General features: G+C 46.5%; 13 protein-coding genes. All 13 read left to right on the top strand.

Annotated elements, in window-relative coordinates:
- Nucleotides 1–57: 57 nt before the first annotated feature.
- Entirely contained in the window at nucleotides 58–786 is a 729-nt protein-coding gene (gene rpsB, locus GT360_RS10900; protein WP_164648894.1) for a 30S ribosomal protein S2, read from the top strand.
- 129 nt (nucleotides 787–915) lie between these two features.
- Nucleotides 916–1758 carry a translation elongation factor Ts gene (tsf, locus tag GT360_RS10895; protein ID WP_164648893.1) on the top strand — a complete coding sequence of 281 codons (843 nt, stop codon included), beginning with the start codon at nucleotides 916–918 and terminating at the stop codon, nucleotides 1756–1758.
- 152 nt (nucleotides 1759–1910) lie between these two features.
- Complete coding sequence (gene pyrH / locus GT360_RS10890; protein ID WP_164648892.1) at nucleotides 1911–2642, top strand: UMP kinase; 732 nt, start codon at nucleotides 1911–1913, stop codon at nucleotides 2640–2642.
- A gap of 147 nt (nucleotides 2643–2789) precedes the next feature.
- Nucleotides 2790–3347 carry a ribosome recycling factor gene (gene frr, locus GT360_RS10885; RefSeq protein ID WP_164648891.1) on the top strand — a complete coding sequence of 186 codons (558 nt, stop codon included), beginning with the start codon at nucleotides 2790–2792 and terminating at the stop codon, nucleotides 3345–3347.
- A gap of 90 nt (nucleotides 3348–3437) precedes the next feature.
- A complete protein-coding gene (locus GT360_RS10880; protein WP_164648890.1) occupies nucleotides 3438–4193 on the top strand; it encodes an isoprenyl transferase in 756 nt (251 codons plus the stop codon).
- 15 nt (nucleotides 4194–4208) lie between these two features.
- A complete protein-coding gene (locus GT360_RS10875; RefSeq protein ID WP_164648889.1) occupies nucleotides 4209–5051 on the top strand; it encodes a phosphatidate cytidylyltransferase in 843 nt (280 codons plus the stop codon).
- Nucleotides 5052–5093: 42 nt separating this feature from the next.
- On the top strand, nucleotides 5094–6296 hold the full coding sequence (ispC, locus tag GT360_RS10870; RefSeq protein WP_164648888.1) for a 1-deoxy-D-xylulose-5-phosphate reductoisomerase: 1203 nt from the start codon (nucleotides 5094–5096) through the stop codon (nucleotides 6294–6296).
- Between the two features lie 2 nt (nucleotides 6297–6298).
- Complete coding sequence (rseP, locus tag GT360_RS10865) at nucleotides 6299–7657, top strand: sigma E protease regulator RseP (protein ID WP_164648887.1); 1359 nt, start codon at nucleotides 6299–6301, stop codon at nucleotides 7655–7657.
- Nucleotides 7658–7696: 39 nt separating this feature from the next.
- Nucleotides 7697–10108 carry an outer membrane protein assembly factor BamA gene (gene bamA, locus GT360_RS10860; protein ID WP_164648886.1) on the top strand — a complete coding sequence of 804 codons (2412 nt, stop codon included), beginning with the start codon at nucleotides 7697–7699 and terminating at the stop codon, nucleotides 10106–10108.
- Nucleotides 10109–10207: 99 nt separating this feature from the next.
- Entirely contained in the window at nucleotides 10208–10717 is a 510-nt protein-coding gene (locus GT360_RS10855) for an OmpH family outer membrane protein (RefSeq protein ID WP_164648885.1), read from the top strand.
- Between the two features lie 6 nt (nucleotides 10718–10723).
- A complete protein-coding gene (gene lpxD, locus GT360_RS10850; protein ID WP_164648884.1) occupies nucleotides 10724–11746 on the top strand; it encodes a UDP-3-O-(3-hydroxymyristoyl)glucosamine N-acyltransferase in 1023 nt (340 codons plus the stop codon).
- A 215-nt stretch (nucleotides 11747–11961) separates the two neighbouring features.
- A complete protein-coding gene (gene fabZ / locus GT360_RS10845) occupies nucleotides 11962–12414 on the top strand; it encodes a 3-hydroxyacyl-ACP dehydratase FabZ (protein ID WP_164648883.1) in 453 nt (150 codons plus the stop codon).
- Between the two features lies 1 nt (nucleotide 12415).
- Nucleotides 12416–13204: an acyl-ACP--UDP-N-acetylglucosamine O-acyltransferase gene (gene lpxA, locus GT360_RS10840; RefSeq protein ID WP_164648882.1), complete on the top strand. Its 789-nt coding sequence runs from the start codon at nucleotides 12416–12418 to the stop codon at nucleotides 13202–13204.
- The last annotated feature ends 70 nt before the right edge of the window (nucleotides 13205–13274 follow it).

Here is a 13274-nt window from a genome sequence, read left to right as displayed (position 1 = left end):
AAGGTAGGGTCGGATACATGGGGGATGTGGAGGCCTAACCCCATAGAGGATTTTAAAATGGCAACTGTATCAATGCGCGATATGCTAAAAGCTGGTGTTCACTTCGGTCACCAGACTCGTTACTGGAACCCAAAAATGAAGCCATTCATCTTTGGCGCTCGTAACAAAGTTCATATCATCAACCTAGAAAAAACTGTACCAATGTTCAACGACGCTCTAGCTGAACTAGCTAAAGTTGGCGAGAAGAAAGGTAAAGTACTATTCGTAGGTACAAAACGCGCTGCATCTGAAGCTGTTAAAGAAGCTGCTATCGCTAGCAACCAGTTCTACGTTAACAACCGCTGGTTAGGCGGTATGCTAACGAACTACAAAACTGTTCGTCAGTCTATCAAGCGTCTAAAAGACCTAGAAGCTCAAGCTCAAGACGGTACTTTCGAGAAACTAACTAAGAAAGAAGCTCTAATGCGCACTCGCGAAATGGAGAAGCTTGAGAAGTCTCTTGGTGGTATCAAAGACATGGGCGGCCTACCAGACGCTCTATTCGTAATCGATGCTGACCACGAGCACATTGCTGTTAAAGAAGCAAACAACCTAGGTATCCCAGTATACGCAGTTGTAGATACTAACTCTAACCCAGACGGCGTTGACTTCGTTATCCCAGGTAACGACGATGCAATCCGTGCAGTACAGCTTTACCTAAACGCTGCTGCATCTGCGGTTACTGAAGGTCGCAACAAAGACGTAGCTGTTGCTGCTGAAAAAGACGGTTTTGTAGAAGCTGAATAATAGCGGCTCTCTGTCACACTTAGTTTGAGTGCAATTATCTGTTCACATAAACTGAGTTATAGTTAGTATCAGGGGCCTCCAGTTGGCCCCTGATTTTTACCTTATATAGAATCAACCGAGGAATACAGAATGGCTGTAACTGCTGCTCTAGTTAAAGAACTGCGCGACCGCACTGGCGCAGGCATGATGGATTGTAAAAAAGCGCTGAACGAAACGAACGGCGACATCGAACTAGCAATCGAAAACATGCGTAAATCTGGTGCTGCTAAAGCTGCTAAGAAAGCAGGTAACGTAGCTGCTGAAGGCGCAATCATCATCAAAGAAGAAAACGGCGTAGCTGTTCTTCTTGAAGTTAACTGCCAAACTGACTTCGTTGCTAAAGACGCAAGCTTCACTGCATTCGCAGAAGAAGTTGCTGCTGACGCTCTAGCTTCTAAAGCATCTGTTGAAGAACTACAAGCTAAGTTTGAAGAAACTCGCGTAGCTCTAGTTGCTAAAATCGGTGAAAACATCAACATCCGTCGCGTAGAATACGTTGAAGGTGAAGTTGTTTCTACTTACCGTCACGGTGAGAAAATCGGTGTTGTTGTTGCTGGTGCTGGCGACGCTGAAACTCTTAAGCACGTTGCAATGCACGTTGCTGCTTCTCGTCCAGAGTTCGTTAACCCAGAAGACGTACCTGCAGACGTAGTAGAAAAAGAGAAAGCGGTTCAAGTTGAAATCGCAATGAACGAAGGCAAGCCTGCAGAAATCGCTGAGAAGATGGTTGTTGGCCGCATGAAGAAGTTCACTGGCGAAATCTCTCTAACAGGTCAAGCGTTCGTTATGGAACCTAAGAAATCTGTTGGCGAAATCCTAAAAGAGCGCGGTGCTTCTGTTGTTAACTTCGTACGTCTAGAAGTTGGTGAAGGCATCGAGAAAGCTGAAGAAATGAGCTTCGCTGACGAAGTTGCAGCGGTTCAAAAAGGTTAATCTTTTTTGATTGCTTGAATTCTAGACCGTAGCCTTGGCTGCGGTCTTTTTTTGAGATGGCTACGCTTCGTGCTTAGCGGTCATAAATTGAGATTGTCACAGTCTCAATCTATGACTGTTAAACAATCACTCTCTACTGGAAGGTAAACTCCATGGCTACAAACCCTAAACCAGCATATCAACGTATCCTATTAAAACTGAGCGGTGAAGCTCTTCAAGGTGAAGAAGGTTTCGGTATTGACCCTACGGTTCTTGACCGTATGGCTCAAGAAGTAAAAGAACTGGTTGAACTAGGTGTTCAAGTAGGTGTGGTTATCGGTGGTGGTAACCTTTTCCGTGGTGCAGGCCTTGCTGAAGCAGGCATGAACCGCGTTGTTGGTGACCACATGGGTATGCTAGCAACAGTAATGAATGGCCTAGCAATGCGTGATGCACTGCACCGTGCATACGTCAACGCTCGCGTAATGTCTGCAATCCCACTTAACGGTGTGTGTGATGACTACAACTGGGCAGATGCTATCAGCCAACTGCGTACTGGCCGTGTAGTGATTTTCTCTGCAGGTACAGGTAACCCGTTCTTCACTACAGATTCAGCAGCGTGTCTACGTGGTATTGAAATCGAAGCTGACGTTGTTCTTAAAGCAACAAAAGTTGACGGTGTTTTCACGTCTGACCCGGTAGCAAACCCAGATGCTGAACTACTTTCACACCTATCTTATGCTGAAGTTCTAGATAAAGAGCTAAAAGTAATGGATCTTGCTGCGTTCACTCTTGCTCGTGACCACAAAATGCCAATTCGTGTATTCAACATGAACAAGCCTGGTGCACTTCGTCGTGTTGTGATGGGTGAAGCTGAAGGCACGCTAATTAGTGACGCAGAGTAAACTCTGATAAAGAAAGGCTTGTGGAGATTCCCCCAAGCCTTTGAGTTCTGATAGAATGTCAAAATTCAGTTCTATTAGACCCTCATTCTTCCTATGCTGCTTATAAATTGCGCATAGGCATAGAAATAAGATGATTAAGGTGAGATTGTGATTAACGAGATCAAACAAGACGCTCAAGAGCGCATGGACAAGAGCGTTGAAGCTCTACGTAACACTCTATCTAAAGTACGTACTGGTCGTGCACACCCAAGCCTACTGGCTGGTATCTCTGTAGAGTACTACGGTGCACCAACGCCTCTAAACCAAGTAGCTAACGTTGTTGCTGAAGATGCACGTACTCTAGCAATCACTGTTTTCGACAAAGAGCTAACGCCTAAAGTTGAAAAAGCGATCATGACTTCAGACCTTGGCCTAAACCCAATGTCTGCTGGCACAATCATCCGCGTTCCACTTCCACCGCTAACGGAAGAGCGTCGTAAAGACCTAGTTAAAATCGTTCGTGGTGAAGCTGAAGGTGGCCGTGTTGCTATCCGTAACATCCGTCGTGACGCAAACAACGATCTTAAAGCGCTTCTGAAAGACAAAGAAATCTCTGAAGATGAAGATCGTAAAGCACAAGACGAGATTCAAAAGTTGACTGACGTTGCTGTTAAGAAAGTAGACGAAGTGCTAGCAGCAAAAGAAAAAGAGTTGATGGAAGTTTAATCTTCAATACACTCTCCCTATAACGCTGTGTGGTTTCACACAGCGTTTCTTATAGTAACATCCTATCTATCACTTCCAGTTATGACTCTTATGCAAACTAATCAACTCTCAACAGACAGTCTTCCTCAACATATTGCTGTAATTATGGATGGCAATGGCCGCTGGGCGAAGGAGCAGGGCAAGCCGAGAGTATTCGGGCATAAGAATGGCGTGAAAGCCGTAAGAAAAACCATCTCATCAGCCAGTCGCTTAGGTATTAAAGCGGTGACTCTGTTTGCCTTTAGTAGCGAGAACTGGGCACGCCCTCAAGAAGAGGTGGGTGTGTTGATGGAGCTTTTCATCTCCGTGCTTTCAACCGAAGTAAAAAAGCTGCACAAGAATAACCTACGCTTACGCGTGATTGGTGATAAGCGTCGCTTTAGCGAGCGTCTACAAGAAAAAATCGCCAAAGCGGAAGCTTTAACCGAGCACAACACCGGAATGGTGATTAACATTGCTGCTAACTATGGCGGTAAATGGGATATTACTGAAGCGGCTCGTAATGTAGCAAAACTTGTTGCTAGCGGTGAGTTAGCACCGGAAGAGATAGATGAAGCCGTGATCACTCAACACCTTACCATGTCAGATCTGCCAGAGGTTGATTTGCTCATTCGTACCAGTGGTGAGTGCCGCATTAGCAACTTTATGCTGTGGCAGTTAGCGTATGCAGAGATGTACTTTACGCCTGTTTACTGGCCTGACTTTGGCGAAGATAATCTCGTCGAAGCGGTAACATGGTTTGTGAACCGTGAGCGCCGATTTGGTTGCACTGGAGAGCAAGTGAAAGCTCTCATGACTTCATCATAGCTAAGGACCTCTAGTTTGAAGCAAAGAATTATTACCGCGTTGATACTGGCACCGCTGGTTATTTTGGGCATTTTCTTTTTGCCCCTACCATATTTTGTATCCGCTATTACCATCGTTTCTCTATTAGGCTTCTGGGAATGGACTCAGTTCGTGGAAGCTAAATCTCGCAAGCTGGCGATGATTCCGCCGGTTATCGCAACAGCATTAACCTTTGCTGTCCTTCCTTTTGATGCCGTGAGCCTAAATGAGCTTGATGTTGGCCACACAGCTTTGTTGACCCTGGGCTCAGTTTGGTGGTTGGTGGCTTCAGGTCTTGCATTGACTTACCCTAAATCCAGCGCTACCTGGTCTGGTTCACCTGTGCTCCGTCACCTTTTCGGTATTTTGACCTTAATTCCATTCTTGTGGAGTATCGTGATACTGCGCGCTGACAGCATTGTTGATGCCCCTTACTACGGAGCCAAGCTGGTTCTCTTTGTTTGCTTTATTGTATGGGCAGCAGACAGTGGTGCTTACTTTGCGGGGCGTGCATTCGGCCGCCGTAAGATGGCGCCACATGTGAGCCCGAACAAAACCATTGAAGGTCTCATTGGCGGTATCGTGACGGCTTTTGTTGTTGCGATTGCGACCGCTAAAGGTTTTGAACTTGAATTTGCCAGCATGACGACCATGCTTATCATTACCTTCTTTACTGTCATTATTTCAGTATTGGGTGATTTGGTCGAAAGTATGTTTAAGCGCGTTTCTGGTATTAAAGACAGCAGCAACCTTATTCCGGGCCATGGTGGCATTCTTGACCGCGTAGACAGCTTAACAGCCGCATTTCCGGTCTTTGCTTTCCTATATTACGTTTTCTAAGTCAGGCCCTTGGGCCTGCTCTTACTTTTATCGGTTGTTACGATGAGAAAGCTTACTATCCTTGGCGCCACAGGCTCTATTGGCGCAAGCACCTTCAAAGTTATTGAAGCTAACCCCTCCGCTTATTCTATTGTTGCTCTCGCTGCTGGCTCAAACCATCAAAAAATGCTGGAGTTGTGCCTGAAATGGCAACCTAAGTATGCCGTGATGGCTGACGAGGCAGCGGCGCTGAAACTTGAGCAGTCCGTTAAGCAACATAACCTATCAATTAAAGTGTTCGCTGGGGTTGAGGGTTTAGTTGAAGTTTCTACGTTACCAGAAATCGATACTGTGATGGCGGCAATCGTTGGGGCTGCAGGGCTTGTTCCTACGTTGGCGGCGGTCAAAGCGGGTAAGCGCATCTTGTTAGCAAATAAAGAGGCCTTGGTGATGTCGGGTCAGGTGTTTATTGATGCGGTTCGTCAGTCTGGCGCTGAGTTGTTACCTGTCGATAGCGAGCACAATGCGATCTTTCAATGTTTAACGGCAGATATGCAAACTCGAATGGGGCACTGTGATCTCACTAAAAGTGGCGTAAGTCAGATCTTGCTAACGGGTTCGGGTGGCCCTTTCCGCTATTCAGATATTGAGTCTTTGCAACATGTCACGCCTGAACAAGCGATTGCTCACCCAAACTGGTCAATGGGGCCGAAGATCTCAGTCGATTCGGCTACCATGATGAACAAGGGCCTAGAGTATATCGAGGCGAAGTGGCTGTTTAATGCATCACGCGAGCAGCTAAAGGTGATTATCCATCCTCAGTCGGTGATTCACTCTATGGTGCAATACAACGACGGCTCCGTGCTGGCACAAATGGGAGAGCCAGATATGGCGACGCCTATTGCGTGTGCAATGGCTTACCCTGAACGTGTGCCAGCGGGAGTTGCACCATTAGATTTTACTAAAGTGGGCGAACTGACGTTTCTTGAGCCGGATTATAATCGCTACCCTTGCCTAAAGCTGGCTATTGATGCTTGCTATGAGGGGCAACATGCAACGACGGCGCTCAATGCCGCCAATGAAGTCGCCGTAGATGCTTTTCTTAAACAGCAACTTAAGTTTACGGATATTGCTCGTTTAAACGAGCGAGTGTTGAACAAAGCCTGTTCAATGGATCGACTCTCTAGCAGCTATGACTTGGAAAGCTTGATAGAGCTAGATAGAATGGCTCGAACAATCGCGATTGAATCACTACGAGAACTGTAGTTATGACTGGTATTTTGTGGAACTTTGCTTCATTTATTGTCGCCTTAGGTATTTTGGTGGCAGTGCACGAGTTTGGTCACTTTTGGGTGGCACGACGTTGTGGAGTGAAGGTAGAGACATTTTCGATTGGCTTTGGTAAGTCAATTTGGTCTCGAATCGGGAAAGATGGAACGAACTACAATATTTCGATTATCCCTCTTGGTGGTTATGTAAAAATGCTCGACGGTCGTGTTGACGACGTACCACCAGAGCAACAAGCCTTTGCCTTTGATAAAAAGCCGTTGTGGAAACGTGCCTCAATTGTCGCCGCGGGGCCTGCTTTTAATTTTGCTTTTGCTGTTTTTGCTTACTGGCTGGTTTTTCTAATTGGTGTACCTGCCGTAAAGCCTGTGGTTGGTGAAGTTACCCCACAATCTATTGCTGCCGAAGCAGGTTTACAACCAGGCATGGAACTTATTGAAGTTTCTGGCGTCAAAACGCGGGACTGGGAATCAGTCAACATGGGTTTAATCGCACATATTGGCGATGACATGATGACGTTGACGGTGACGACACCAGATCAAGTGGGCTCATCTCAGGTCAAAACACTGGATCTGAGCACTTGGGAGTTTAACCCAGAGAGAGAGTCGGCACTCACTTCTCTTGGCTTTAGACCTTATTCACCAGAGATTGAACCTATTCTGACCAGCGTGTCGGAAGACGGTGCTGCGGGTGTCGCTGGTTTGCTTGTGGGTGATGAGATTATCCAAATCGGCAATATGAGTTCGCCAACGTGGGCTCAAGTGGTTGAGGTCATTCAAGAGAGCGCGAATACACCGATTGATGTGATTGTGGTTCGAGATGGCGTCGAGGTGACTCATACTCTAACGCCAAATTCCCGTGAGGCACGTGATGGCACACAGATTGGTTTTGCCGGAATCGCCCCTAAGGTCTCAGAATGGCCAGAAAGCTATCGCTTCGATCTGCAATATGGTGTATTTGATTCTATTGGCAAAGCGGTAGAAAAGACCGGTCAAGTGATCAGCCTAACCGTCACCATGCTCAAGAAGCTGATTGTCGGTGATGTGGGTTTGAATAATCTAAGTGGACCAATTTCAATTGCACAAGGTGCTGGAGCCACCGCCGATTACGGTTTGGTGTATTTCCTAGGCTTCTTAGCGCTCATTAGTGTCAACTTAGGGATTATTAATTTAGTGCCACTGCCAATGCTTGATGGTGGTCACTTGTTGTTCTTCGCGGTAGAAGCTGTGACCAGACGTCCGGTACCAGAGAAGATCCAAGAAATGGGCTATCGAATTGGCGGAATGATTATTTTCGCTTTGATGGCAGTGGCAATATTTAACGATTTTGCTCGCCTATAAATAAGGCAATAGTAAGTAGTAAGGAATAACTAACAACTTATGGCGATGAACAAGACGCTTCTTGCAACTTTGCTTGCAACGAGCTTGTCCGCAAATGGAGCTGAAAGTTTTGTAGTACAAGACATTCAGATCGAAGGACTACAGCGTGTAGCACTGGGTGCTGCCCTACTTAATATGCCAGTACGTGTTGGCGATGAACTTGGTGAACAAGATGTCGCTGACATTATTCGCTCTTTATACGCCTCAGGTAACTTTGAGAACATCGAAGTGCTGCGCGATAACGATGTGATGATCGTTCGTGTTACTGAACGTCCAACCATTGCTAGCATTTCATTCTCTGGTAATAGCGCCATCAAAGATGAGCAACTGCAGCAGAACCTTGACGCCTCTGGCGTTCGTATGGGTGAAGCACTTGACCGCACCACGCTTTCTACCATTGAGAAAGGTCTTGAAGACTTCTACTACAGTGTCGGTAAGTACAACGCGCAAGTGCAAGCGGTTGTTACGCCACTGCCTCGTAATCGTGCTGACCTAAAGTTTGTTTTTAGTGAGGGCGTTTCAGCTAAGATCCAACAGATTAACTTTATTGGTAATGAAGAGTTTTCAGATAGAGAGCTTCTTAGCCGTTTTAATCTGAATGTCAATGTGGCTTGGTGGAACTTCCTTGCGGATGACAAATACCAGAAACAAGTGCTCGCGGGTGATATCGAAGCCTTGCGTTCATACTACCTTGACCGTGGTTTTTTGAAGTTTCAAGTCGATTCCACACAAGTTGCGATCTCTCCCGATAAGAAAGGTGTCTACATCACGCTCGGCCTTATTGAGGGTGAACCCTACTCAGTGAAAGAGGTTCAATTCCGCGGTGACCTGATCGGCAAAGAGGGCGAGTTCAAAGCGCTTGTGCCGTTTAAGCCGGGCGATACCTATAACGGCTCTGAAGTGACCGGCTTAGAAGAGAACGTAAAGCGTATTCTTGGTGAGGCAGGCTATGCCTACCCGCAGGTAACGACCATTCCCGAATTTGACGATGAGAACCAAGAGGTTTCACTGTTAGTTAACGTTGAAGCGGGTAACCGTATTTACGTGCGTGACATTCGCTTTACAGGTAACAACTCAACCAAAGATGAAGTGTTGCGCCGTGAGATGCGTCAGATGGAAGGCAGTTGGTTGAACTCTCAATCCATTGAAACCAGTAAAAACCGTCTGAACCGTTTGGGCTTCTTTGAAACGGTCGATGTGCAAACTGTGCGTGTGCCGGGTAGTGACGATCAGGTTGACCTGGTTTACAACGTCAAAGAGGCAAACTCAGGCAGCGTCAACTTTGGTGTTGGCTACGGTACTGAATCGGGTGTGAGTTTCCAAGTTGGTTTGCAACAGGATAACTTCCTAGGTTCCGGTAATCGTGTCGGCATCAGCGCAATGATGAACGACTACCAGAAGAACGTCAGCCTTGACTATCGTGACCCTTACTGGAACATCGATGGTGTCAGTTTGGCAGGCTCGATATTCTACAACGAGTTTGAAGCATCAGAAGCCGGTATCATCGACTATACCAACGAAAGTTATGGTACATCGGTCACTTGGGGTTTCCCGTTTGATGAATTGAACCGTTTTGAGTTTGGTTTGGGGTATACGCATAATAACATTGGTAATGTTCCGACTTACGACCAAGCCCAGCGCTTTGCGCGTAGTATCGGTCAGGGTGGTGAAAATGAAATACGTACCAATGACTTTGATGTGAATATTTCATGGACACGCAACAACTTGAACCGTGGTTTCTTCCCTACAGCAGGTAACCACCAACGTGCTTTCGCCAAGGTGACAACGCCAGGGTCGGATGCAAAGTACTTTAAAGTGCAGTATGACGTGCGCCAATATTTCCCTCTGACTGAAAAACATGACTTCTCGCTATTGATGCGTGGTCGATTGGGTTACGGAAACGGCTACGGAACGACCGGTGATAGCGATAACATCTTGCCGTTCTATGAAAACTACTATGCGGGTGGCTTTACGACGCTTCGTGGTTTCCGTTCAAACACGGCAGGCCCTAAAGCGGTATATACCAACTACAGTAGTTCCAACAACGGTACGATATCAGCAACAGAAGATTCAGTGGGTGGTAATGCGATTGCCCTTGCGAGTTTAGAGCTGATTTTCCCAACGCCGTTTGCTTCAGATGAGGCGAGAAGCCAAATTCGTACCAGTGCATTTATCGATGCAGCAAGTGTTTGGGATACTGAGTTCTTCTACAACAAAGACAGCACGATCAGTGGTGGTGGTCAATATTACTACGACTACTCAGACTGGGGGAACTACCGAGCGTCTTACGGTGTCGCACTACAGTGGATGTCGCCGATGGGCCCTCTGGTCTTCTCATTGGCGAAACCAATCAAGATTTACGAAGGTGATGATGACGAATTCTTCACATTCACCATTGGACGTACTTTCTAAAACTGGGTAGTCTGCCTTTAGAAAGCAATATAACGAATTATGCAGCTTGCTTCACTTCTTTTACGCAAGCTGCAATGACAAAACATCGAGGATGATATTTTGAAATCAATGATTAAAGCGGCTGGTCTTAGCCTAGTAGTTCTTACTTCTTCTGTATTTGCAAACGCAGCGGAAGCGGCACAAAAAGTCGGCTACATCAATACAGCGCAAGTATTCCAAGCGTTGCCTCAGCGCGATGCGACTTTGCAAAAGCTGCAGGAAGAGTTCAAAGATAAAGCGGATGAGCTCAAAGCCATTGAAGCAAATGCTCGTACTAAGATGGAAAAGCTGCAGCGTGATGGCGAGCTAATGAGCCAAGAAGACCTTGAAAAAGCGCGCATGGAAATCGCTCAGCTAGAGAACGAGTTCCGCCTTAAGGGCCAGTCTCTTGAGCAAGCAACAGCACGTCGTGAAGCTGAAGAGAAACAAAAACTGTTCATGCTGATTCAAGATGCCGTTGAGAAAGTATCAGAGAAAGAAGGTTACGATATGATCATCGACATTCAAGCGGTATCTTACGCTAAGCCAGAATTCAACATCTCAGAGCAAGTTATCAAAGCGATCAAATAATTACTTATGACCTCACTGACTCTTGAACAATTAGCCCAGATTACGGGTGGTACTCTCCACGGAGACAACAAGGTGGTTGTCTCTCATGTTGCGCCGATGGATAAGGCTCAGGAAGGCTCGGTGACTTTCCTATCAAACCCTAAGTATGCCAAACACTTGAATGAGTGTGTCGCGTCGGTTGTGATGGTTAAAGAGGCGCAACTGGAGTTGTGTCCCAGTAACGCATTAGTGGTGGATGACCCTTACGTGGCCTTTGCAAAGGTGACACAAGCCCTAGATACCACGCCAGCGCCTGCTGTCTCTATTGCCCCTTCAGCGGTGATTGCAGAAGATGCCGTGCTGGGTGCAAACGTATCGGTGGGTGCGAATGCTGTCATTGAGTCGGGTGCCGTTCTTGGTGACAATGTCGTCATTGGTGCTGGGTGCTTTATTGGTAAAGAGGCGAAGCTTGGTGCGAATACTAAGCTTTGGTCAAACGTAAGCATTTATCATCGAGTAGAATTAGGCACGGACTGTTTGGTTCAAGCGAACGCCGTGATTGGCTCTGACGGTTTTGGTTATGCAAACGAAAAAGGGGAGTGGATAAAGATCCCTCAACTAGGCACAGTTCGCATCGGTAACCGTGTTGAGATCGGTTCATGTACGACCATTGATCGTGGTGCTTTGGACGACACAATTATCGAAGATAACGTGATTCTGGACAATCAGCTGCAAATCGCCCATAACGTGCACATCGGATATGGTACAGCGATGGCGGGTGGTACTATTGTTGCAGGTAGTACAAGTATCGGTAAGTACTGCATTATCGGCGGCGCTACGGTCATTAATGGCCACATCTCTATTGCTGATGGTGTGACCATCACCGGAATGGGCATGGTTATGCGTAGCATCGACGAGAAAGGGGTTTATTCATCGGGTATTCCTTTGCAAACCAATAAAGAGTGGCGTAAAACCGCAGCTCGAGTGCATCGCATCGATGACATGAATAAACGCTTAAAGTCGGTTGAAAAGAAACTCGAGTCAAAATAAGACCGAGTACTTCCACAAAAGAGTGCGCTCTTTTTTGTGTTCAGCCAACAAGATAAAGGCTCGCGACTGCGAGTCTTTTTGTTCGTTTAAGAATTAAGGTGGTCTCTCATACTGAGATCGCGTACCCAAACAAGCTGGAACTGATTGGCTATGTTTCGGCAAGCGCAGCTTTGTTGGGTATACTAGTAAGAATATAAATGAAAAGGATTAGTACTGTGACTACAGAAAACAAGACGATGAATATTACTGAAATTCAGGAGCTACTACCTCATCGTTACCCATTCTTAATGATTGACCGTGTTGTTGATTTTGAAGAAGCGAAATTTCTCAAGGCAATCAAAAACGTTTCTGTCAACGAGCCTCAGTTTACTGGTCACTTCCCACAGCTACCTGTGTTCCCTGGCGTACTTATCCTTGAAGCAATGGCTCAAGCGACAGGCTTGTTGGCATTTAAATCATTCGGTGCCCCTCAAGGCAATGAGCTTTACTACTTTGCCAGTGTGGATGGTGCAAAATTCCGTAAGCCAGTAACACCGGGTGACCAACTGGTGATTGAAGTTGAGTTTCTTAAAGAACGTCGTGGTATTGCTGCATTTAATGGTGTGGCAAAAGTTGACGGTGAAGTTGTTTGTTCAGCAGAACTAAAATGTGCGCGTAGAGAGTTTTAATATGATTCACGAGAGTGCTCAAATACACCCGGCTGCCGTGGTAGAAGAGGGTGCAAAAATTGGTGCTAACACCACCGTTGGCCCATTTACCTACATTACAAAAGACGTCGTGATTGGCGAAAACAACGAAATCATGTCTCATGTGGTGATTAAAGGTCACACAACGATTGGTAATGAAAACCGCATTTTCCCGCAAGCAGTCATTGGTGAAGAGAACCAAGACAAGAAATACGGCGGCGAAGAGACAACGGTTGTTATCGGTGATCGCAACGTGATTCGAGAAAGTGTTCAGATTCACCGTGGTACGACACAAGATAAAAGTACAACTGTTGTGGGTAACGACAACTTGTTGTGTGTCAACGCACACGTGGCTCACGATGTGATTGTCGGCAACCACACGCACATTGGTAATAATGCGATCTTGGGTGGTCATGTCACCGTTGGTGACTATGCAGGCGTGATGGCGCTGTCAGCGATTCACCCATTCTGTAGCGTTGGTGCGTATGCTTATATTGGTGGCTGTTCAGCGGTGGTTCAAGATGTACTGCCTTACGTGCTTGCACAGGGTAACCACGCGACGCCATTCGGTCTAAACCTAGTGGGTCTAAAACGTAATGGTTTTGAGCGTGCCGAACTGCGTGCGCTACAAGGTGCTTACAAAGAGATTTATCGCTCTGGTAAAACGCTTGAAGAAGCAAAAGCATCGCTTGCAGAGATCGCGAAAGAGTGGCCAAGCGTACAGCCAATGTGCGACATGCTTGAGAACTCTGAGCGTGGTATTATTCGTTAATACTCACCTTTGGTGTCTCTTAGAAGATCGCCCTTGGGGCGGTCTTTTTGCATTTTAGGAATGCCAGTTT

The sequence above is a fragment of the Vibrio astriarenae genome (assembly GCF_010587385.1).
In the GTDB taxonomy this organism is placed as follows: Bacteria; Pseudomonadota; Gammaproteobacteria; order Enterobacterales; family Vibrionaceae; genus Vibrio; species Vibrio astriarenae.
The sequence above is the reverse complement of the archived record's forward strand: the minus strand, read 5'-3'. Positions and strand labels throughout refer to the sequence as shown.

What these genes read in the sequence shown, in the direction of transcription:
- rpsB (WP_164648894.1), top strand. Translation starts at nt 58, where the DNA reads ATGGCAACTGTATCAATGCGCGATATGCTAAAAGCTGGTGTTCACTTC.
- tsf (WP_164648893.1), top strand. Translation starts at nt 916, where the DNA reads ATGGCTGTAACTGCTGCTCTAGTTAAAGAACTGCGCGACCGCACTGGC.
- pyrH (WP_164648892.1), top strand. Translation starts at nt 1,911, where the DNA reads ATGGCTACAAACCCTAAACCAGCATATCAACGTATCCTATTAAAACTG.
- GT360_RS10880 (WP_164648890.1), top strand. Translation starts at nt 3,438, where the DNA reads ATGCAAACTAATCAACTCTCAACAGACAGTCTTCCTCAACATATTGCT.
- ispC (WP_164648888.1), top strand. Translation starts at nt 5,094, where the DNA reads ATGAGAAAGCTTACTATCCTTGGCGCCACAGGCTCTATTGGCGCAAGC.
- rseP (WP_164648887.1), top strand. Translation starts at nt 6,299, where the DNA reads ATGACTGGTATTTTGTGGAACTTTGCTTCATTTATTGTCGCCTTAGGT.
- bamA (WP_164648886.1), top strand. Translation starts at nt 7,697, where the DNA reads ATGGCGATGAACAAGACGCTTCTTGCAACTTTGCTTGCAACGAGCTTG.
- lpxD (WP_164648884.1), top strand. Translation starts at nt 10,724, where the DNA reads ATGACCTCACTGACTCTTGAACAATTAGCCCAGATTACGGGTGGTACT.
- lpxA (WP_164648882.1), top strand. Translation starts at nt 12,416, where the DNA reads ATGATTCACGAGAGTGCTCAAATACACCCGGCTGCCGTGGTAGAAGAG.